Annotated in this window: 20 protein-coding genes; 1 reads left to right on the top strand and 19 read right to left on the bottom strand. The window is 32.2% G+C overall.

Translation table 11 applies throughout. The features are described 5' to 3' along the window. Nucleotides 1-36 precede the first annotated feature (36 nt). Genes DUZ96_RS10640 through DUZ96_RS12830 form a run of 4 tightly spaced genes read right to left on the bottom strand, consistent with a single transcriptional unit; the run spans nucleotide 37 to nucleotide 4,198 of the window. Nucleotides 37-1,290 (bottom strand): O-antigen ligase family protein, encoded by a 1,254-nt coding sequence (locus DUZ96_RS10640; RefSeq protein ID WP_114301926.1) that lies wholly within the window; start codon nucleotides 1,288-1,290, stop codon nucleotides 37-39. Then, entirely contained in the window at nucleotides 1,265-2,380 is a 1,116-nt protein-coding gene (locus DUZ96_RS10635; RefSeq protein WP_309484652.1) for a DUF1972 domain-containing protein, read from the bottom strand. Before DUZ96_RS10635 ends, DUZ96_RS10640 begins: the two co-directional genes overlap by 26 nt. Further along, nucleotides 2,370-3,497 carry a glycosyltransferase family 1 protein gene (locus tag DUZ96_RS10630; protein ID WP_114301925.1) on the bottom strand — a complete coding sequence of 376 codons (1,128 nt, stop codon included), beginning with the start codon at nucleotides 3,495-3,497 and terminating at the stop codon, nucleotides 2,370-2,372. The genes DUZ96_RS10635 and DUZ96_RS10630 overlap by 11 nt, the downstream gene beginning before the upstream one ends. 17 nt (nucleotides 3,498-3,514) lie before the next feature. Next, nucleotides 3,515-4,198, bottom strand: a complete 684-nt coding sequence (locus DUZ96_RS12830) for a hypothetical protein (RefSeq protein WP_147267080.1) — start codon at nucleotides 4,196-4,198, stop codon at nucleotides 3,515-3,517. Nucleotides 4,199-4,801: 603 nt separating this feature from the next. On the opposite strand from DUZ96_RS12830, the gene DUZ96_RS10620 reads away from it, so the two are divergent. Continuing rightward, on the top strand, nucleotides 4,802-5,443 hold the full coding sequence (locus DUZ96_RS10620) for a sulfotransferase family 2 domain-containing protein (protein ID WP_114301923.1): 642 nt from the start codon (nucleotides 4,802-4,804) through the stop codon (nucleotides 5,441-5,443). A gap of 8 nt (nucleotides 5,444-5,451) precedes the next feature. On the opposite strand, the gene DUZ96_RS10615 is transcribed toward DUZ96_RS10620, so the two are convergent. The 15 genes from DUZ96_RS10615 to DUZ96_RS10545 are packed head-to-tail and all read right to left on the bottom strand — an operon-like array spanning nucleotide 5,452 to nucleotide 19,910. Beyond that, complete coding sequence (locus DUZ96_RS10615; protein WP_181855269.1) at nucleotides 5,452-6,360, bottom strand: sulfotransferase; 909 nt, start codon at nucleotides 6,358-6,360, stop codon at nucleotides 5,452-5,454. A 17-nt stretch (nucleotides 6,361-6,377) separates the two neighbouring features. Beyond that, a complete protein-coding gene (locus DUZ96_RS10610; RefSeq protein ID WP_114301921.1) occupies nucleotides 6,378-7,691 on the bottom strand; it encodes a flippase in 1,314 nt (437 codons plus the stop codon). A 52-nt stretch (nucleotides 7,692-7,743) separates the two neighbouring features. After that, complete coding sequence (locus tag DUZ96_RS10605) at nucleotides 7,744-8,280, bottom strand: hypothetical protein (RefSeq protein WP_147267079.1); 537 nt, start codon at nucleotides 8,278-8,280, stop codon at nucleotides 7,744-7,746. 13 nt (nucleotides 8,281-8,293) lie between these two features. Further along, the gene (cysN, locus tag DUZ96_RS10600; protein WP_258774372.1) at nucleotides 8,294-9,547 is read right to left on the bottom strand and encodes a sulfate adenylyltransferase subunit CysN; all 1,254 of its coding nucleotides are present in this window, start codon (nucleotides 9,545-9,547) and stop codon (nucleotides 8,294-8,296) included. Nucleotides 9,548-9,557: 10 nt separating this feature from the next. Further along, nucleotides 9,558-10,463 (bottom strand): sulfate adenylyltransferase subunit CysD, encoded by a 906-nt coding sequence (gene cysD, locus DUZ96_RS10595; protein WP_114301918.1) that lies wholly within the window; start codon nucleotides 10,461-10,463, stop codon nucleotides 9,558-9,560. Then, a complete protein-coding gene (gene cysC / locus DUZ96_RS10590; RefSeq protein WP_114301917.1) occupies nucleotides 10,456-11,058 on the bottom strand; it encodes an adenylyl-sulfate kinase in 603 nt (200 codons plus the stop codon). Before cysC ends, cysD begins: the two co-directional genes overlap by 8 nt. A 1-nt stretch (nucleotide 11,059) precedes the next feature. Then, nucleotides 11,060-11,515: a DUF2061 domain-containing protein gene (locus DUZ96_RS10585; RefSeq protein ID WP_114301916.1), complete on the bottom strand. Its 456-nt coding sequence runs from the start codon at nucleotides 11,513-11,515 to the stop codon at nucleotides 11,060-11,062. 7 nt (nucleotides 11,516-11,522) lie between these two features. After that, a complete protein-coding gene (gene cysQ, locus DUZ96_RS10580) occupies nucleotides 11,523-12,320 on the bottom strand; it encodes a 3'(2'),5'-bisphosphate nucleotidase CysQ (RefSeq protein ID WP_114301915.1) in 798 nt (265 codons plus the stop codon). Beyond that, nucleotides 12,289-13,173, bottom strand: a complete 885-nt coding sequence (gene rfbD, locus DUZ96_RS10575; RefSeq protein ID WP_114301914.1) for a dTDP-4-dehydrorhamnose reductase — start codon at nucleotides 13,171-13,173, stop codon at nucleotides 12,289-12,291. Before rfbD ends, cysQ begins: the two co-directional genes overlap by 32 nt. Continuing rightward, a complete protein-coding gene (gene rfbC, locus DUZ96_RS10570; RefSeq protein ID WP_114301913.1) occupies nucleotides 13,170-13,715 on the bottom strand; it encodes a dTDP-4-dehydrorhamnose 3,5-epimerase in 546 nt (181 codons plus the stop codon). The genes rfbD and rfbC overlap by 4 nt, the downstream gene beginning before the upstream one ends. A gap of 3 nt (nucleotides 13,716-13,718) precedes the next feature. Beyond that, a complete protein-coding gene (rfbA, locus tag DUZ96_RS10565) occupies nucleotides 13,719-14,582 on the bottom strand; it encodes a glucose-1-phosphate thymidylyltransferase RfbA (protein ID WP_114301912.1) in 864 nt (287 codons plus the stop codon). Next, nucleotides 14,583-15,641: a dTDP-glucose 4,6-dehydratase gene (gene rfbB, locus DUZ96_RS10560; protein WP_114301911.1), complete on the bottom strand. Its 1,059-nt coding sequence runs from the start codon at nucleotides 15,639-15,641 to the stop codon at nucleotides 14,583-14,585. Continuing rightward, complete coding sequence (locus DUZ96_RS10555; protein WP_114301910.1) at nucleotides 15,634-16,686, bottom strand: hypothetical protein; 1,053 nt, start codon at nucleotides 16,684-16,686, stop codon at nucleotides 15,634-15,636. The genes rfbB and DUZ96_RS10555 overlap by 8 nt, the downstream gene beginning before the upstream one ends. 3 nt (nucleotides 16,687-16,689) lie before the next feature. Further along, a complete protein-coding gene (locus tag DUZ96_RS10550) occupies nucleotides 16,690-18,381 on the bottom strand; it encodes a DUF6909 family protein (RefSeq protein ID WP_114301909.1) in 1,692 nt (563 codons plus the stop codon). A gap of 26 nt (nucleotides 18,382-18,407) precedes the next feature. Continuing rightward, nucleotides 18,408-19,910: a GH3 auxin-responsive promoter family protein gene (locus DUZ96_RS10545; RefSeq protein WP_114301908.1), complete on the bottom strand. Its 1,503-nt coding sequence runs from the start codon at nucleotides 19,908-19,910 to the stop codon at nucleotides 18,408-18,410.

Below are 19,910 nucleotides of genomic sequence, written 5' to 3'. Positions count from 1 at the left end.
TATCTTTTTATAATTATTATTTTATTAAAGTGCATTTTACAAAATTTTATTTTCCACCTGATTCAGTTTTTGAATATTCACTGTGAAAAATAACGTATTAAATATCACAAACAAAAACACCCCCCTATGAACCCATAAAAATGATTCCGTTATAAAAATTGTAAACATAATAAAATAAAAAGTAAACATAAAAAAGGAGCGTTCAGAAATAGCTTTCTTAAACCCAACAAACAAAATGCCCAAAAGAAATAATAACCCCACTATTCCTAGTTCTGATAGGGCTTGTGCATACATGTTGTGATAGTTATAACTATGATATCCATAATATGTGTTGAATTTTAAATGTCTTTGTCTTAAGTTTTCTCGTGAACCGAATAAACCAAAACCTGTCCAGAAAATCTTATCATCCTTTATTTGATTTTTTAAATTTCTTAATTGAAGTAACCTAATTGTTGTGCCTGTCCAAGGGTAAATTCTATTAAACTTTTCGCTTTTCCAAACTTCCTCAATATTAGATGCTTTCTCAACAACAGCACGTTCGATAACTTTCTTAGAACTAAAGAAAAGCATCATTAAAAATATTAAAAGCAAACTGATGCCTTTGATGGATTTCAATTTTCCTAACCCAACAAATAACAAGAAATATAATAGGTTACAAAATATAAATGTTGCCGTAACTGTTTTAGAAGACAGCAACATAATAAAAATTGCTAAAAATAATAATCCAAGAAAATCATATTTGGATTTTTTAATTTTGGTTAGCAGGTAGAAATAACTTATAAAGTAAAATACAGAAACATAAATTGCATTTAAATCTAGAGCTTGCACTAGCTCATGGTAGGTAAAAACCGAAAGGGATTTAGAATTTATATAATGGTAACTTGCCGTAGCCAAGAAGAACAAGCCCAAAATTAAATTTGATATTGTAAAACTATTTAATATTATTTTAAACGAACGTGGGGTCATATGTGGTATAGCACTCATAGCTATTGGAACTATAAAAAAGACAGAAAGCCTTCCTAAACCTCTATTAGTATAACCTTTATCAACAGACCAAAAATATGTCAATGCACAAAAAAAATAGAATGCTATACTTAAAATTAACCCTAAATTTAAAACTACTCTTGTCGGGTTTTGTATATTGTATCTTAAGACAAAAATGCTAAAAATAGCTAGGAAAATACTACTTGTTGCATACCCAACAAGTATCGTAGAAACTGTTATCGCTAAAAGGTAAGTTAAAAAGTCATTGTGATTAATGATATTACCTAATTTGCTTAGTACATTCATAAAAATAGTCTAAGTACTTTTTATTGATTATTTCCCAGTTATATTTCAGTTCAATTTCTTTATAGCAATTATCTACCTTATCATATTCATCTTTTTTAGATAGGGTTAAGAGGTGTTTTTTAACATCCAATTCTGTAGAAAAATAATAAGCGTTGCCTTTTAAAATGGATTTATTAAACTCATTCTCATTGGCAATTATTAATGTTTTTGATGCCATTGCCTCGAGTAGTGAAGGGTTAGTTCCTCCAACTGAATGGCCGTGAAAATAGAGATTAGAATAATACCTCAAATTATTTAAAATATTTAAATCATAAATTCCTCCGACGAAATTTATATTCTTCTGGTCCTTAAATTTTTCCTTTAAATACTTCCCAAATTTATTCACATCATATTTACCGATTACCAAAAACGGAGTCTCATTATTTGCCAACACTACACCATCCAATATAACTTCAATATTATTCTCGGGTTCTAATCTAGCAATTAACATATTATACGAAAATGGCTTTAAATTAAATGAACTTAAGAATTCAGAGTTTGGTGCTGTAAATTGTTTCGCACCATAAGCAATGTGTTTGGAATCTACCTTATAAGTGTTTTTTAAATAGTTCTGTATTCCACGAGAATCTGAAATAAGAAAATCGCTAGATTTTACACCAAGCCTTTCGGCGTATTTTAAAAATCGTTGAACTCTTTCAGAGTACTTAGATCGCTTCCACTCTAAACCATCCATATTAGTTATGATTATTGGCTTTTTAGGCAATAACTTGTGCCAAATTGTGCTACTAGTGTAGCCCAACTGAAGTATAATGTCAAAACCTCTTTTTCTAGAGTCTAATATGCAATTAAGGTCGTATATGAACTGTCCAGCTGTACCAATTTTATCTTCGGGGTCAAAACAATGAATAATATTAACCCCATCAAACAGCTTTTTCTTGTAGGGATGCTTATTAGAATTGTAAACGTATACCTCATGATTTTCCTTAACTAGATAGACCGAAAAAAATTCCGCAAATTGTTCAAACCCTCCATGATAATTGGGAATACCTCTAGTTCCAAGAATTGCAATTTTCAATTTATTACTTGTCATTCAATATTAAATTTAACAACCTGTTTGCCGTGTTCTCCCAATTATATTTTTCTCTGATTTTATCTGATACTTTTTTCAAAAAAACAGTGTCATTCTCTCTCTTAATTACCTCTTTAATCTTTAATCTTATATTTTTCTCATCTCTTGCGTCAAATAAATTATCTTCAAAAAAACTAAAATCTTTCATTGCTGAAGAATTAGAACAGATTGTTGGAGTTTGTAAAGCGCCACTCTCTATTGGAGGAATTCCGAAACCTTCACAGAGAGACGGAAAAATAGCAAGCCTTGCCGCATTATAAAAAACAACTAATTCATCGTTTGAAACATTATTGAATTCAATAACACCACCTTTCGATTCGGAATTGACCTCTTCAATTAAACAATCTAATTTATTGTCCTTAAAACTTCGTTTACCGATTAAAACCAAATGAATATTATTTTGCCAAAGTTTTAGTTTTTGATAAGCTTTAATCAATCTAAAATGATTTTTTCTTAGTTCAATTCTACTCACGTAAATAATAAATTCATCAATACCATATTTCTTCTTAATATAATCCCTGTCATCTCTTTTATTCCGTAAAACCTTGAAACTTTCACCTATCGCGTTAGGTAAAACAGTTATTTTTTTATTTCCAAGATTAAAATTTTCTTTAATTCTATCTGCAGAATATTTAGAAACTGTTGTTAAAAAATCAGCCTTACGTGCTGATCTTTTAAATAAAAAACTATTTATTAGTCTATATTTAACTGGGAAATATTTTGGAAAGTCAATAAATAGAACATCGTGAATTGTGACTATATATTTACATTTTCTGTTCAAGAAAAAGGGTAAATAGTAATTAAAGTGTATATAGTCAAAACTATGTTCGGCTATAATTTTAGGAAGTTCGTAGAGTAACCTAATATATTTGTTTCTAAATTTTAATTTAATAAACTTAAAATTTGATTGGTCTTTGAATTCTTTTTTTAAATTGTCAATATTGTGGGACGCAAGGTAAATCATCAAATTGTTTGAACTATTAACTGCGTCGGTACCATAAATCCCCTTTAAAAAAGTTCTTATTCCTTGATGGTTTTCGTCAAATGTGTGGGCGTCCACAAGTAGTTTTAAAGGCATGAATTTATTTATTATAATTAGGTGGTGCTATCTGATTTTTTAAATTTATATATTGAAGCTACTAAAGCGCCATACAAAAAAATAGAAAATTCTCCGGGTCTAAAAATACCATTAATAACAAAACTATTAACTAGCATATATAGACTTGATGCAATGATGAGTTTGTGCATAAGAGAAATATTTCTGTCTTTTGTTAATATTTTTTGATGAGCAAAAAATATGTGAAAAATGAAAAAAACATAGCACATCAAACCCAAAATTCCCGATTTAAATAAAACATTAATAAATCCATTGTGAATTGAAGGCAACTTTGTGAACTTTTTACCATCCAAATTTACATAAGTATCCAACTCAATTTGAGAGCCAAATCCCATCCCAATAATCCAAGCTTTAAATCCATTGCCGTTAACTTGATCAATTGCTTTAATTGCTTCATAAGCTCTCCAATGCTCCCACAAAACCCTTCTATCTTTTAAAATGTTTTTGGTGTCAATCGGTTCAAATAACTCTGTAAGGCTATTCTGGGTTTTATATATAAATGCTTTTAACCCTTTTGAATCTCTATTAGTTTCAATATTTGTAACTATAAATCCAAATGTGGCTATGGTAAAAGCAAAAGCAAATATAGCTTTGATAAAGCGCTTGTTTAAAAATAAATACCCTTTGTAACCTAAAAAGTATATAAATAAAATTATAAACATAGTCCTTGATAAATAAAGGACGAAAGAAACCAATAAAACAAATATGATTAATTTTCTATATCTAGCAAATACAGTAACGTATGGAGTGAACCAAAGAAACACGAGAGCTATCGCTTCGATGTGGTTTTGTTTGCCCCCTAAATTTCTTAAATAAATATATGAGTTTATATTATTAATGTTAATTATTATTTTAAATAAATGATTGACAGCAAAAAATAATGCCACAATAACAAGAGCATTAAAAACATAATTTTTAGTCTTTATTCTTTTAACGGAAAAATATGTTGCAGTTAATATGGTTACTGGTCTAATAAAATAAATATTATCCTTAAGAAATTCATAAAATGAGTGTTTTAGTTCGTAACTCGAAATAATTCCTATAAACACTATGCTCAAAAGTAAAAGGGAGGATATAAGTATGTTAAAAGAGACTGTTTTGGTAATGGATATTAATAATATGAGCACTGAGACCACAAAAGATAATTCAATTGAGTAAAAAGACAAAACAAATATTAATAGTAATAATGCTGCTTTAAGAATTAACTGAGGCATTTTCTGTTTTTTTATTAATATCTTTCAGATTTTTAATTAATGTTTTAATCCATGAGAATATCTCACAAAAATAAGTTTATATTTTTTAGCAATCCCAAAACAGGGTCTGAAAGTTTGAGAGAAATGTTGACACCTTACTCTGACATTTTAGATGTTACGTATAAAGAGACAACTAAAGAAAACCCCTTTTATTCTCATATAAGCCCATTAGAAGTAAAGAAAATATTTACTGATAAGGGGTTAGACTTTGATGAATATTACAAAATTGTTTGTACTAGAAACCCATTTAATAGATTAGTGTCTCTGTATGAAATGATTTTTAGAAAATGGCCTGTTAAACCTCCTTTTGACATTTGGCTAAAATCTACCAGGACAAAAGGTAAGGGTGGTGGTGGAAAAAACTATGATCGATGGAGAATGTATGGCACTTATTCCTTAAAAAATTATGTTAGTGATGACGATGGAATTATTCTTGTTGATAAAATTATTTGCTTAGAAAATTTTAATGAAGAAATCCCTAAACTTTTTGAAGCCTTAAATATTGATTTGCCTACAGATTTTGAAGTGGTAAAAAAAAATGTTAGAAAAAGGAAAAAAAGTGTGGTCGATTATTATTCAGAAAAGTCAAAAAAAATAGTATATAAAAGGTATAAATGGGAGCTTGAAGAATTTAATTATAGTTTTCCAGAATAGTCTTAAAATTATTGCCATTTTTCTCTGAAATCAACTCCTGTTAATTCGCTTAACTGTCGGATATCTTCTTTAAATTTTAAGCTTAATTCTTGCCTTAATTCTGGATTAATTTTCTCAATTTTTTTGGAATTGTCACCAAAAAAACTAGACTTTAATGCGTCTATTCGTTCTTGACTAATCACGTTTTTTATTAAAGCTTTTATCTTATTCTGTCTAAGAACATTTAACAGAGCCTTTTTCTTTAATGGTTCTATTTTATTGCTATCAACAGGAGTTCTAAAAACAGAATCTTCAGCCATTAATCCTAAAAAATTAAAAAGTTCTTTTATTTCAGATTCCAAATTTTTTGTCCATTCTTCATAAATTAAAACCTTAATTTGTTCCTTAGGAAAAACATCATAATACGCCTTTACCTGGTTGTAATAGCGTCCCATTTCGAGATATTGATTACAACTTCCCCAAACAAGGTTCTTCGGAGCATCGAGAGCTTCTTCAAATGAACTTGCGTTTTCAACACCTGTATAATAGTTCATTATATAATGGCTGTAAGCTCTATCTACTGGGTGTCTTAAACTTATAATTAATTTTGCCTTGGGGTTGTGTTTAAATATTCTTTTAGCAACATTCGTGTCCCATATATAAGATGGTGATGTATCTCCTTTTAATTGTGTGTTTGATGCTTCTGTATACAATTCATTATACACATTAACGTCATTAATTATTTTTGCATGGTATTTTATCCCTGGAACTGGAGGTTTAAAATCTTCAGTCTTTGGAGAGTCCACTTCAGAAAAAAAGTTCGGCTCTTTTACTCTTGGTAAAAAAACATCATTAGAATTATTAAGATAATTATATAGTGTTGTTGTGCCACATCTTGCTGCCCCGACTAAAAAAAAATCTATCGTGTTGTTTTTCATTTTCATTCAAATTCGCGCTAAAACGGATTGTAATAAGAAGTAATTTGTAATTTGATTTTAAGATATATCGCGCATCCTAAATTCCAAAAGGCCATACTTATTACAGTTGCTATCGCGGCTCCTACCCCTCCATAAATGGGTGTTAAAATTATAGTCAATATTAAATTAATTAATAGTGCTGTAATTACAAAGTTTTGATAAACCCTTTGTTTACCTATCATTTGTAAAATAATTCCAACAGAACCCGCAAAGGAATTGACAATTTGGCCTCCACATAATATGAATAATACTGCTTGGCCGGTGATAAATTCCTCGCCAAAAATGGATAATAAAAACTTGTTGAAAACTAAAATCCCCAAGAGAACAAATGAGCTAACCAAAAAATTTAATTTGGTTGAAAAACGAATGAGTTTTTTATAATTATCTTCATCTTTTTCAGCATAGCTATTAGCGATTTTTGGAGCCAGGATCGAGTTGATAGCAAGCAAAGTAAAACTTGTGATTGTGGCTACTTTTATGCATACATTATAAATTCCAACATTGCTCTCGGATTCAAAAACACCCATTACAAATGTATCCATCCATCCTAAAAAAATTAATATTGAAGACGAAAGCATCATTGGCAGTGAATCTTTTAAAAAAGCCCAAGAATTCGTTTTGGATTTAATTGAAATTGTCTTAAGGCTATTTGCGGTATGAATAATCGAAAGTACAGACGTAATTGCTATGCCACAAAAATGAGCTTTAGCTACAATAATAGGATCCGAAGTAAAACTCACTAAAACTAACAACACAATAAAACTAAATAGGAATCGGCTCACCAGGCTTATAAACGAAAACCACTTAATGTTCTTTTGAGCTCTTGAAACACTAGAACTAATCAAGGTGATGGACCAAAAAGGAATGCTCAACAAAATCCAATTCAAATAAGGAATAACCTCTGGTTTGGGAACTTTAAACAATTCGTTAGCAATTTGAAACCTGAGGAGGTAAATTACTATGCTGATAAGCCCAGAAATAAAAAAAGATTTAAGTAATGACTTATAGAAAAGGCCGGTATCATTTAAATTATCCTTAACTGAAAAAAACTTAACTAAATGGATATCAACTCCTAGGCGACCTACAACACTTGCAATCATAAAAATTGAAATTGCAATTGAAAACAAACCGAAAATAGAAGCTCCAAAATTTTTCGTTATATACGCTGTAAATGCATAACTAATTACAATTCCAAAACCTCTTATTAATATGTAAGAAAGTCCTTTACTTAAAATTTCTTTAAAATCAGAATCTACAAGAATATTTTTAAGTTTAGTTGTGTTAAAGGTCATTACGCATTGAAATGTATTGTGTCTCTAATTTAAGCTAAAATTAAATACTATACTATTCTCTTTCTAATTGATTTATTAGACTGTTTTTTAGTCTAATTGTTGGGTTGAGTTTACCTTGTATTCTTTTTGTAGAAATAACGTTAGATGTAGAGTCTCTAATAATAAATTTATTAAACACTAAATTAGAATTTAAGTCTTCAGGACTTATTAAATTAAATTGTTTGTCTCCATAAGAAACAATAATACTTTTAATAATGACTTCCTTTTCATTATTGTTTCCTAAGGAAATAACTATTTGTTTTGAGAGATTGTCTGGGTCAAATTTAGCAATGATATAATCATCATTACTTGATGGCTCAACATTCTCAGATATATGAATATGTTTTTTTTGTAATTCATCCACCTCTATGTTATTCATCATTATTTTAAAAACGTCTGATTTATTTGTTCTATAAATAAACTCGAGTTTTAGGCTTTTTTTCAACAGACTATCAGTATTAATTTCAGCAAGACTAGAGTGTTTCTTTTCTGACTTATTACACGAAAGACTAATGATAGCGAAAGTTAATATGGTGATTAATTTTCTCATTTAATAGTGTTGTTTATATGATCATCCCAGCGGCAACAGTTTCATTGGTTGTGTCATCAACCAAAATAAGGCTACCTGTAGTTCTATTTTCTCTATAAGGGTCAACCATCACTGGTTTTGTAGTTCTTATTTTTACTTTAGCGATATCATTCATGTTGAGTTGCTTATCTTCTTTTTCCCTGTCTAATGTATTAATATCATACTTATAAATAACCTCCTTTATCATTGCTTTCTGATCATTTGAGGTATGCTTAATAGTGTACTTTGCTCTTGGTTTAGCAGGATTGTTGTGAAGCCAACACAACATAACTTCAATATCTTGGGATGTTTCTGGTTGATTCTTGGTTCTAACAATCATGTCGCCCCTACCTATATCTATATCATCTTCTAGTGTTATAGAAACAGACATTGGTGCATATGCCTCGTCTAAAGATTCATCAAAGGTGTCTATAGATTTAATTTTAGAGGTAAATCCTGATGGCAATGCAGTAATTTCATCTCCTACTCGTATTATACCACTAGCAACTCTTCCTGCGTATCCTCTGTAGTCTCTATGTTCCTCACTTTGAGGCCTAAGCACTGTTTGTACTGGAAATCTTGTATCTACTTTATTGATGTCACTACTAATGTGCATTGTTTCTAAAGTGTGTAATAATGGCGCTCCTTGGTACCAATCCATATTTTCAGATCGGTTTACAACATTGTCTCCATTTAATGCACTAATTGGTATGAATCTAACATCCTTAACAAGCATTTTAGAAGAAAACTCCTCAAATTGCTCAATAACTTTGTTGTAGGCCCCCTCTGAATAATCAACTAAGTCCATTTTATTGATACATACAATTACATGTGGAATCTGCAGTAATGAAGCTATAAAAGAGTGTCGCTTTGTTTGCTCTATTACACCGTGTCTAGCATCTACAAGAATAATTGCCGCATTCGCTGTTGATGCACCTGTAACCATGTTTCTGGTATACTGAATGTGTCCGGGAGTATCAGCAATAATGAACTTTCGTTTTGGAGTGGTAAAATATCTATAGGCAACATCTATGGTTATGCCTTGTTCTCTTTCATCTCTCAGTCCATCGGTAAAAAGAGCAAGATCCACACCTTCGTGGCCCTTCTTTTTACTTGTATTTTCGATTGCCTGTAATTGATCTTCAAATATCGATTTAGAATCATATAATAAACGGCCAATCAAGGTGCTCTTCCCATCATCTACGCTACCTGCCGTAGTAAATCTAAGTAATTGATTATTATCTAACATGTTATATTTTTTAAAAATATCCTTGACGTTTTCTGTCTTCCATTGCCGATTCAGAGCGTTTATCATCGCTTCTGTTACCGCGTTCTGTTTTTCTCATGCTGGAGACTTCATCAGCAATTTTTTCTAAGGTATCTGCATCTGATTCAATGCCGCCAGTAATGGTGATATCGCCCAAGGTTCTAAAACGTATTTTTTTTGTAACAATTTCTTCGTGATCTTCCAAGATTAAAAATTCAGAATTTGGAATCCAGCTGTCTTGACGCCAAACCACCTCCCTTTCATGGGCGAAGTACAAAGAAGGAATGGCTATGTTTTCTCTTTTTATATAATTCCAAACGTCCATTTCAGTCCAATTACTTATTGGGAATGCTCTAAAATGTTCTCCTTCAAAATGTTTCCCATTAAAAATATTCCAAAGTTCTGGTCGCTGATTTTTAGGGTCCCATTGCCCAAAGTCATCCCTGTGTGAAAAGAAGCGCTCCTTTGCACGAGCTTTTTCTTCATCTCTTCTACCACCTCCAATTGCACAATCAATTTTGTTGTATTCAATTGCGTCCAAAAGTGTCGTAATTTGCAAAGCATTTCTTGTAGCGTTTTTACCTTTTTCTTCTGCCACTCTTCCTTGATCAATTGATTCTTGGACAGATCCAACAATAAGTTGAACACCTAAATTTTTTATAGTATCATCTCTAAACTTAATCGTTTCAGGGAAATTATGACCGGTATCCACATGCATTAACGGGAATGGAATCTTAGATGGGTGAAAAGCTTTCTTCGCTAAATGGGCCACAACTATGGAGTCTTTACCTCCTGAAAATAAAATCACAGGATTGTCAAACTGGGCCCATACTTCTCGTAAGACAAAAATTGCCTCGCTTTCTAATTCATCTAAATAATTTAAATAATATTTACTCATCTTCGAGATTTAGTTTAGGTTTTATAAAATCGACTATTCTTTTAACAGAAGCATCGATGTTTTCATTTTCAGTTTTGATTTCTAAATCTGGTGTTTCAGGCGCTTCATATGGGGCTGAAATACCAGTCATATTCTTTATTTCTCCAAGTCTTGCTTTTTTGTAAAGTCCTTTAACATCTCTACGCTCGCACTCTTCTAGACTAGTGTTAATATAAATTTCGACAAAGTTAACATCTTTAACGATAGTTCTAATATTCTCTCTGTCTTTTTTATAGGGAGACACAAATGCAGCTAAGACCACCAAACCTGCATCAATCATTAGGTTAGCTATTTCTGCTATTCGCCTAATATTTTCCATTCGATCCTCTGGCGAAAAACTAAGGTCATTATTTATTCCTTTTCTTATGTTGTCTCCATCTAATGAATAGGTTTTTATTCCCTCATTAAAAAGTGTATATTCAACCAAATTTGCTATTGTAGATTTACCAGAGCCCGATAAGCCCGTAAACCATATTAAAATAGGCTTGTGGTTGTTGCCTTTTGATCTGTCTATTTGTGATATATGATAGTTGTGTTCAATAATATTTTCTGACATATCATTTCTTTTTTCCAAAAAGGTATTTTCTAATTCTTCCTAGTGGTAATTTAAGCCAAAGTCTTTCATGTAAATAATACAACATAAATTTCGTGAATAATTCTGTAAGTGCAATATATAGAGCTATTTCATCATAGGCATTTAGGATTGCCCCAGATATTAAAAAGGTCATTGTTGTAGCAATAATTCGCCAGGAAATTGTTTTGAAAAGAGTCTCTTTTTTGGTGACAACACCGTCACTCAAGGCTCTTTGCCAAATTCGTTCATGCACATAATAGACCACTAGTTTCAACAAAAATTCAACTAAGCCAATCTTAATAGCGTGATCGATACTGCAATGACCCTGAAGACATGTTATGAGAAGCACAATAAGTATTGTGTCTGCAGTCGCAATTATCCTCCACGATATGCCTTTTAAAAGGCTTCGTATATGTGATTCTTTTTTGTAGGTTGTCATTCTAGTTTTATCTTTTTGAGACTATGAACCAGGGATTTAACAAGTTCTTTTTGTTATATAATAGAGGCTTATTGGTTTCCTTTGAAATTACTTCTAACCCAACTGCATTACATATTGCATGTCCTGCCGCAGTATCCCATTCCATAGTTGGTGCAAATCTAGGATATATATCGGCATTACCTTCAGCCACAATACAGAACTTCAAGGAACTCCCTTTTGAAACGATTTCTACTTCTTTCCCGGAAGATTTCAAATCTTCAACAAAATCCATAGTTTCTTGACTCATATGTGACCTGCTGCCAACAACTTCTATAGTGTTTGATTGCTTTTTTGGTTTTATCAGTTTTGAATTCGAAATCACATCATCTATAGAGGCGTTATGAGATTTTATAGTAGATTTAAATGCCTTTTTTTCTTTAACCTCTGCAAAATAAATTGTTTTTGTCGCTGGGACATAAATAACTCCAAACTCGGGCAAACCCTCATTCACCATTGCTATATTCACTGTAAACTCTCCATTTCGTTTAATAAATTCTTTTGTTCCATCTACAGGGTCTACAATCCAACATGTTTCCCAACTTTTCCTTTCTTCAAAATCAATTTGTTTGTTTTCTTCTGAAATAATAGGAATATTGGTTGGTTTCAAATATGAATTAATTATGTCATTTGCTCTTTTGTCTGCCTCTGTTAGAGGAGATTTATCATCTTTAAATTCTACTTCAATTACTGAGTTGTAAACCTCCATTATGGCGTTTCCTGCACTCAATGAGGCCTTAATTGCTGTATGAAGAATGTCTTGATTCATTGTGTCTCTTTAATGCGGTTATTAGGCTATCCCTCCAATATGGAATATCTAACTTTAATTTACTTTTGATTTTTGTTTTATCTAAAACACTGTAATGGGGTCTCTTGGCAGGCGTTGGATATGCTTCAGTTTTTATCGGGTTTAAAGTTACTTTTACATTATTAATTTCGAATATTGCCTTTGCAAAATCATACCAACTGGCTACACCCTCATTGCTGTAATGGTATGTGCCATAGTCTTTATTTTTAGAGATAATAATATTTAAAATAGCAGTGGCTAGATCCAAGGCATAAGTAGGTGTGCCTATTTGATCTGAAATAATACTTAGTTCTTTTCTGTTTTTGGCAAGCTCCAGCATCGTCTTCATAAAGTTATTTTGATGCTCAGAATAAAGCCAAGATGTTCTAATTATAAAATATTTCGAACTACTATTTGAAACCTTAATTTCTCCATCCAATTTAGTCTTACCGTAAACGTTCAAGGGGTTTGTAGTATCTTCTTCATCATACGGTCGATTATTCTCACCGTCAAAAACAAAATCTGTCGATATGTGGATTAAAGTAGTATTGCTTTCGCTACATACTTGAGCAAGGTTGCCTGCGCCTTTAGAATTTATTTCATCTGTCAATTTTTCTTCCTCCTCTGCTTTATCAACAGCTGTGTATGCTGCGCAATTTATGCAATAATCAATTCCTTCAGATTGGTAAAAGAATATCCGCAACTTCTGATAGTCAGTGATGTCTAATTCTTGATAATCCGTATATATAAAGTTTAAGTTATCATATTTTGTCGCCAATCCCTTAATGCTAGATGCCAATTGGCCATTTGATCCTGTTACCAATATATTTATCATAACGTTGCGTTATCAAGGGTGGGTAAAAGTAAATCTTTGTCTGAAAGAATAAACTCATTATTTGGCAATTTCCAATCAATATTTAATTTAGGGTCGTTATATATGATGCCACCTTCTGATTGTTTATTGTAGTGGTTATCACATTTGTAAGAAAAAATTGCGGTTTCGCTCAGGACAATAAAACCATGGGCAAACCCTCTAGGGACAAATAGTTGTTTTTTATTATTCTCAGAAAGTACAACTGAAATATATTGACCAAATGTTTTAGACTTCTTTCTAATGTCAACAGCAACATCTAAGACCTCGCCTTTTACTACTCTGACTAATTTTGCTTGGGCATGCTGTCCCAGCTGATAATGAAGGCCTCTTAAAACACCTTTTGACGAGAATGACTCGTTATCTTGAACAAACTTAATATCCACACCGAGTAACTCATTAAATTTTTTAGAATTAAAACTTTCCAAAAAATAACCTCTGTCATCATTAAAAACTTTTGGCTCCAATATATAGCACCCTTTAAGTTTGGTCTCTGTTGCGTTCATTTTTTATCTCTCTAGTATACTTAATAAATGCTTACCATATCCACTTTTAATCAGTGGATTAATAAGCTCTCTAAATTGATCTCTATTAATAAAACCCATTCTATAAGCGACTTCCTCAATAGCTCCAATTTTAAGCCCTTGTCTCTCTTCTATTACCTGAACAAACTGTGAGGCTTGCATAAGCGAATTAAAGGTGCCTGTATCCAACCAAGCGGTCCCTTTATCTAACACACTTACTTTTAATTTACCTTGTTTTAAGTATTCCTTGTTTACATCTGTTATTTCAAGCTCTCCTCGGTGACTAGGCTGTGTGTTTTTAGCTGTTTCCACAACAGAATTGTCATAAAAATATATGCCTGGAACTGCAAAATTTGATTTTGGGACATCAGGTTTTTCTTCTAAAGAAATAACCTTTCCGCTGTTATCAAATTCAACAACTCCATAGCGCTCAGGGTCATGAACATGGTAAGCGTATATTACACCTCCATCTGGATTATTGTTGTCTTGTAACAGTTTCGACAATCCTGTTCCGTAAAAGATATTATCGCCTAATATTAACGCTACTTTTTCGTTGCCAATAAATTTTTCGCCAATAATAAATGCCTCGGCTAAACCATTTGGCTCTTCTTGTACAGCATATTCAAAGTTACAACCAAACTTCTTACCGTCTCCTAAAAGTTGGCCGAATAATGGTAAATCTTGAGGTGTAGAAATAATAAGAATATCCCTTATTCCTGACCACATTAAAGTAGACAATGGATAATAAATCATAGGTTTATCATAAATAGGCATTAACTGCTTGCTTACGGCTAAGGTTAAAGGGTGTAATCTAGTTCCAGATCCACCCGCAAGTATGATTCCTTTCATTTAACTATACTGTTTTAGATAATACTTTTGATAATCTCCAGAAGTAACATTCTTTAGCCAGTTTTCATTGGACAAATACCAGTCTATTGTTTTGGAAAGACCTTCTTCAAAAGTAACCGATGGTTCCCATCCTAACTCCTTGTTTATTTTGGATGCGTCTATTGCATATCTTAAATCATGTCCGGGACGATCCTTAACATATGTAATAAGTTTTTCGGAAGACCCTTTTTCTCTATTGATTTTTTTATCCATTTGTTCACATAGCAATTTTACCAAATCGATGTTTTTCCATTCATTAAACCCTCCAATATTGTAGGTGTCCTTTAGTTTACCCTTATGAAAAATTAAATCTATAGCTATTGCATGGTCCAAAACAAAAAGCCAGTCTCTTGTGTAATTACCATCTCCGTAAAGCGGTAGTGGTTTTTTATTTAATATATTATTGATAAACAGAGGGATCAGCTTCTCTGGAAATTGATTAGGCCCATAATTATTTGAGCAGTTTGAAATAATATAAGGCAATCTATAAGTTTCGCCATATGCTCTTACAAAATGATCTGAACTTGCTTTAGAGGCTGAATACGGTGAATTTGGGTTGTATGATGTGATTTCTGTAAACAAACCTGATTCTCCTAGAGAACCATAAACCTCATCTGTGCTTATATGGTAAAATAATTTATTTTTATAATTATTATCCCATGTGTTTTTAAATGCGTTTAAAAGATTCATGGTTCCCAAAACGTTAGTTCGTACGAATGCCAATGGATCTGTAATAGATCTGTCTACATGAGACTCTGCTGCTAAATGAATAATTCCATCAAATCGACTCTCTTTAAAAATAGTGTTAATAAAGGTTTCGTTATTAATATCTCCCTTAATAAAGCTATAATTTGGCCTGTCTTCAACATCTTTAAGATTTTCTAAATTTCCTGCGTAGGTCAAAGCGTCAAGATTATAGATGTGATAATCTGGATATTTTTCAACAAACAATCTAACAACATGAGAACCAATAAAACCCGCTCCTCCAGTAATTAAGATTTTCTTTCTGTGATTATTCATACTTTTTAATGAAATTAAAAACTCTAAACAATAAAAAAGTAATAATCATAAGGGCAAGTACTGTCAATGGAAATATAATAGAGTATTTTTCAAATATATCCTTATCCTCTGTTCCCACTTCTTCAAATCCTGATAATATATCATAAAAGTCACTTTCTTCAATCAATTTTTGATCTAAATTACTTATAGCATTTCTTGCCTTAAGTTCTTCCTGAAACAGCTCGTACTCCCTTGTTACAGATCGTTCTTGTGTTATTGGAAACAAACCGCCTTCTCCCATAGATAATTGGTCTTTATCCGATTCCTTTTCTAAAATATTCAAGTAAACCTTTTGTAGGCTGTCTACACGTCTAAGTTCTATTTGGTGATAAGATTTTTTAAGTATAACTGTCGAATCTCTTATTCTTTTAAGCTTCCTGGAATATTCATTCTCAAATGTTTTAACGAAACCTTGTTCAAGACTTGGAAATATATCGTGAGTGCTTGATCTTGCCTTTATTGAAAAAATAGACGCCGCTAAAATATCTCTATTTTCAATAAATTCCTCATAAGTCACATCTAAAGCCAGTGTGCTATCAATTGTTTTTATATAGTTATCATATTGTTGCAATAAATCATTTTCTGTTTCTGGCCCTATTTCCATTTCAAAACCTTTAAGATGACTGGCCTTAATTGTGTCAATTTCAAATATCTGTGATAATTCTTGAAAATTTTCTGCCTCAATCAATGCGTTAAAATAGTCTACATTATTAGCCAATTGATATTTTGAGTCAAAATATGGCCTAACTAACATATCTGAAACATACGTTGGGCCAGATAATTTTTCTGTTGTAAAACCCAGTATGGTAGCGATAAATAAAATTATGGATATAACTTTAAAGTTATTTACAAAAGGTTTTAAAGCGTATATTATAGCCTTAAATATTCCTTTTAGGGTTTTTCCAATAAAAGTAAATAGTCGTTCGAAAAGCCCTCCAATTGCATTAAAAAGTTGCCCTAAATCTACTTCTTCGTTTTGTGGTCCTTTTGGTAAATTTTCACTCATGTTCTATGAATTAAATATTTGTTCTAAAATTTTATTTGTAATTACGTATGTTGGTTTAACACCAGATGTTCCCAGTCCTCCTGACGCCAAAGTACTACCTGTTTCTAAAGGGTTGTCGCTGGCATAATAGGCATATCTAACCTTCACATCTCCATTAATATTTCCTCTCACTTTTGAAGCTGATTGAATTGCTTTTTGATAATGAGCGCCTTCCATTTCCAATCCAATTACATTCCAGGTTGAGTTCTTGAAAAATTTCAAAATCTCTTTATTCTGTAAAGAAGTCCCTAAAACTGTAACCATTGTGCCCTCATAAACATTTACACTACAATCCGCAAGATCTTCCTTGTTCAGTTCATTTTTAAACGGATAATTATCTGCAGTACCTTCGAATATATGCGCCGAAGGAATCATGACATCTCCTTTTTCGCCCTCTAAAATACCTGCCTTACCCATAATTGAAATAGATTTTACATCTAAATGAACTTTCTTTCCATTCACCTTTATTGGCTTAAGAAATTCATCTAAAGTTTCATAGGCTTGCTCTCCAAATGCATAGTCCATTACAAATATAACTGCTTTGTTATTTTTATCTGCCTCTGAATAGGTAAATCCTGTTTTAGAAAAATCTATTTTATCCGTATCAAAAATCTGAACATCAATGTTGGTGCCTGATTTATCTTCTATATAAATCATTCCGTTTTGCAACGCTGTTTTCTCAACTTTATTGCGCATTTCACCGTTTTTAGAATTGCTTAAAGCTTCATAATAGCCGAAAATATCCTTCTTAGAATCTTTGGTCTTAAGCGTAGATTTTGCAAAAAAAGAATTCATAACGCTGTGCATATTTGCGCTTATGATATGAATAGGCCTTTCAAGTAAGTTGTTTTTATGTAAAACACTTTTTATCTTGTCTGCCCATATTTCTCCATGTATATGGTGCCCAAGCCGTTCTCTTAATACTGGACTAAACGTGATTGTTCTTTTGTTGTTGTTAATTTTTTCTTCGATTGCTAATTTTCCCAACCAATAAATTATATGTAATAATCGCTCAGGCTGACCCTCTGAAGCAAAATTAGGATATGCCTCGGTCAACTCATTAAAGGTCCGTCCTAAGATGTTTGCCGTGTGTGTAATGGCAATCTCACGTTCTTTTTGGATAAGCTTTTTATTTGATATTACTGCTTTCTCCAACTTTTTCCAATCTCGAGTCGTATCACCGCGTTCATTAATTAATACACGCTCACTAATTTTGTGAGATTCAACAAACAAAAATGTTAAGTGTGTTAAAATATCATATATTTCAGATCGCCCCCTGGTAATCTCAATGTTCATCTGTTCGTCATCAATACGATAACAATTTCTTCTTCGCTTTTCAGGAATTATCGGCGTGAAATGCGAATTAGCATAGCCTTCATCACTTGTTAAATTAATATATGAGCATTCTTCAATTCCTTGAGGCAACCTATCAATTACGTAAAGTAGTCCTTCTAATTCTGCCTTTTCATCAGCTATTGAGCCGTAAATTTCGGGCCTTAATAAAAGAAGGGCCTCTCTCAAAGTCTCTCCAGAAACACCCATTGGTTTGTAAAAACCGCGATTAAACAAATGGCGCATTGTAATATACATGCGCTCTATGGCATTAGAACTTTCTTGGGCTCTAGTTCTTTTATGATTTTTATTGTTTTTGCTCATTGTTTTGTTTAACCTGCAAATATAGCTTATTTAGTCAATTGAAGTTCATATAACTTATCCGCAATTTTACGATCGTTAGAAAGTCTAGGTATTTTGTTTTGCCCTCCTAGTTTCCCAATAGATTTCATATAATTTTGAAAACCGTCCTTTTTAATCTTAGTTAGTTTCAGTGGTTGTAACACCTTACCAGCTATTAAATCGTAATAATAACTGTTTTGTTGCTGTAATGAATTGTCCAAAGCTTCTATAAACTTCGCTTCATTTTCGGGTAAATTCTCAAACTCAACAAACCATTCATGATAAGGTAGGCCATTACTAGGATTAATTTGTGGCGCTACAGTAAACTCATTTACTGTAATACTTGTGTTTTCTGTTGCCTCTTTAAATGCTTGCTCAACCTCTTTACCAATAACATGCTCTCCAAATGCTGATATAAAGTGTTTAATTCTACCACTAACTATGACACGGTAGGGTTTTAAAGAGGTGAATTGCACGGTGTCACCAATATTATATGCCCATAATCCTGCGGTTGAAGATATTATCATAACATAATTTACTTCAAGTTTTACGTCTTTAATTGTAATTCGCTCGGGGTTTTCATCATAAAATCTATCTGCCTCTACAAATTCATAAAAAATACCCGACTTAAGCTGCAAAAGCATCCCTTTTTCATCTTGCTTGTCTTGAAATGCAAAAAAACCTTCGCTTGCAGGATACAATTCTATACTATCTACTTTTCGTCCTATTAAATTTTCAAACTTTGCGCGATATGGTTCATAATTAACTCCTCCAAAAATAAATAGACTAAAGTTCTTAAAGACTTCACCTACTTTCTTGTCTGTTTTTTCAATCAGTTTTTCAAAATACATTTGTACCCAAGATGGGATACCTGAAATAATAGTCATGTCCTCCCTCAGCGTTTCATCAATAATAGCTTCTACCTTTGCCTCCCAATCTTCAATGCAGTTGGTTTCAAACGAAGGCATTCTGTTTTTTTGAAGATACTTTGGAACATAATGAGCAACAATACCTGAAAGGCGTCCAAGTTTTATCCCGTTTTTTTCTTCTAGAATCGGGCTTCCCTGTAAGAATATCATTCTACCATCTACAAATTGAGTGTTGCCGGTTTCGTGAATATACATGAGAATCGCATTTCTTGCTGCTTTAACGTGAGTTGGCATACTCTCTTTGGTAATAGGAATATATTTAGCGCCAGAAGTAGTCCCTGATGTTTTGGCAAAATACAACGGTTTTCCTTTCCAAAGCACATTGTCTTCTCCTTTCACTATCCTTTCCACATAAGGTCTCAGGTCTTCATAATCTCTTATTGGTACATTGGACTTGAAATCCTCATAGGTGTTTATCTTTTTAAAATTATGGTCTTTACCAAATGATGTGTTTGTTGCGGAGCTAATTAAATTTCGAAATACCTTTTGTTGAGTTTTTTCAGGATTTCTAGCCCATTTTTCTATACGCTTTGCCACCAGGCTAGCAAATGGTTTGGAAAGTTTTTCTTTTATAGAAGACAT

The sequence above is a fragment of the Winogradskyella sp. KYW1333 genome (assembly GCF_003335675.1).
Classification (GTDB): Bacteria; Bacteroidota; Bacteroidia; order Flavobacteriales; family Flavobacteriaceae; genus Winogradskyella.
This window is presented reverse-complemented; position numbering and strand designations above follow the sequence as displayed.

Coding starts and splice junctions, on each gene's coding strand:
- DUZ96_RS10640 (WP_114301926.1), bottom strand. CDS start 1,290: ATGAATGTACTAAGCAAATTAGGTAATATCATTAATCACAATGACTTT.
- DUZ96_RS10635 (WP_309484652.1), bottom strand. CDS start 2,380: ATGACAAGTAATAAATTGAAAATTGCAATTCTTGGAACTAGAGGTATT.
- DUZ96_RS10630 (WP_114301925.1), bottom strand. CDS start 3,497: ATGCCTTTAAAACTACTTGTGGACGCCCACACATTTGACGAAAACCAT.
- DUZ96_RS12830 (WP_147267080.1), bottom strand. CDS start 4,198: ATGTTTATAATTTTATTTATATACTTTTTAGGTTACAAAGGGTATTTA.
- DUZ96_RS10620 (WP_114301923.1), top strand. CDS start 4,802: ATGAGAATATCTCACAAAAATAAGTTTATATTTTTTAGCAATCCCAAA.
- DUZ96_RS10615 (WP_181855269.1), bottom strand. CDS start 6,360: ATGAAAAACAACACGATAGATTTTTTTTTAGTCGGGGCAGCAAGATGT.
- DUZ96_RS10610 (WP_114301921.1), bottom strand. CDS start 7,691: ATGACCTTTAACACAACTAAACTTAAAAATATTCTTGTAGATTCTGAT.
- DUZ96_RS10605 (WP_147267079.1), bottom strand. CDS start 8,280: ATGAGAAAATTAATCACCATATTAACTTTCGCTATCATTAGTCTTTCG.
- cysN (WP_258774372.1), bottom strand. CDS start 9,547: ATGTTAGATAATAATCAATTACTTAGATTTACTACGGCAGGTAGCGTA.
- cysD (WP_114301918.1), bottom strand. CDS start 10,463: ATGAGTAAATATTATTTAAATTATTTAGATGAATTAGAAAGCGAGGCA.
- cysC (WP_114301917.1), bottom strand. CDS start 11,058: ATGTCAGAAAATATTATTGAACACAACTATCATATATCACAAATAGAC.
- DUZ96_RS10585 (WP_114301916.1), bottom strand. CDS start 11,515: ATGACAACCTACAAAAAAGAATCACATATACGAAGCCTTTTAAAAGGC.
- cysQ (WP_114301915.1), bottom strand. CDS start 12,320: ATGAATCAAGACATTCTTCATACAGCAATTAAGGCCTCATTGAGTGCA.
- rfbD (WP_114301914.1), bottom strand. CDS start 13,173: ATGATAAATATATTGGTAACAGGATCAAATGGCCAATTGGCATCTAGC.
- rfbC (WP_114301913.1), bottom strand. CDS start 13,715: ATGAACGCAACAGAGACCAAACTTAAAGGGTGCTATATATTGGAGCCA.
- rfbA (WP_114301912.1), bottom strand. CDS start 14,582: ATGAAAGGAATCATACTTGCGGGTGGATCTGGAACTAGATTACACCCT.
- rfbB (WP_114301911.1), bottom strand. CDS start 15,641: ATGAATAATCACAGAAAGAAAATCTTAATTACTGGAGGAGCGGGTTTT.
- DUZ96_RS10555 (WP_114301910.1), bottom strand. CDS start 16,686: ATGAGTGAAAATTTACCAAAAGGACCACAAAACGAAGAAGTAGATTTA.
- DUZ96_RS10550 (WP_114301909.1), bottom strand. CDS start 18,381: ATGAGCAAAAACAATAAAAATCATAAAAGAACTAGAGCCCAAGAAAGT.
- DUZ96_RS10545 (WP_114301908.1), bottom strand. CDS start 19,910: ATGTCTTCTATAAAAGAAAAACTTTCCAAACCATTTGCTAGCCTGGTG.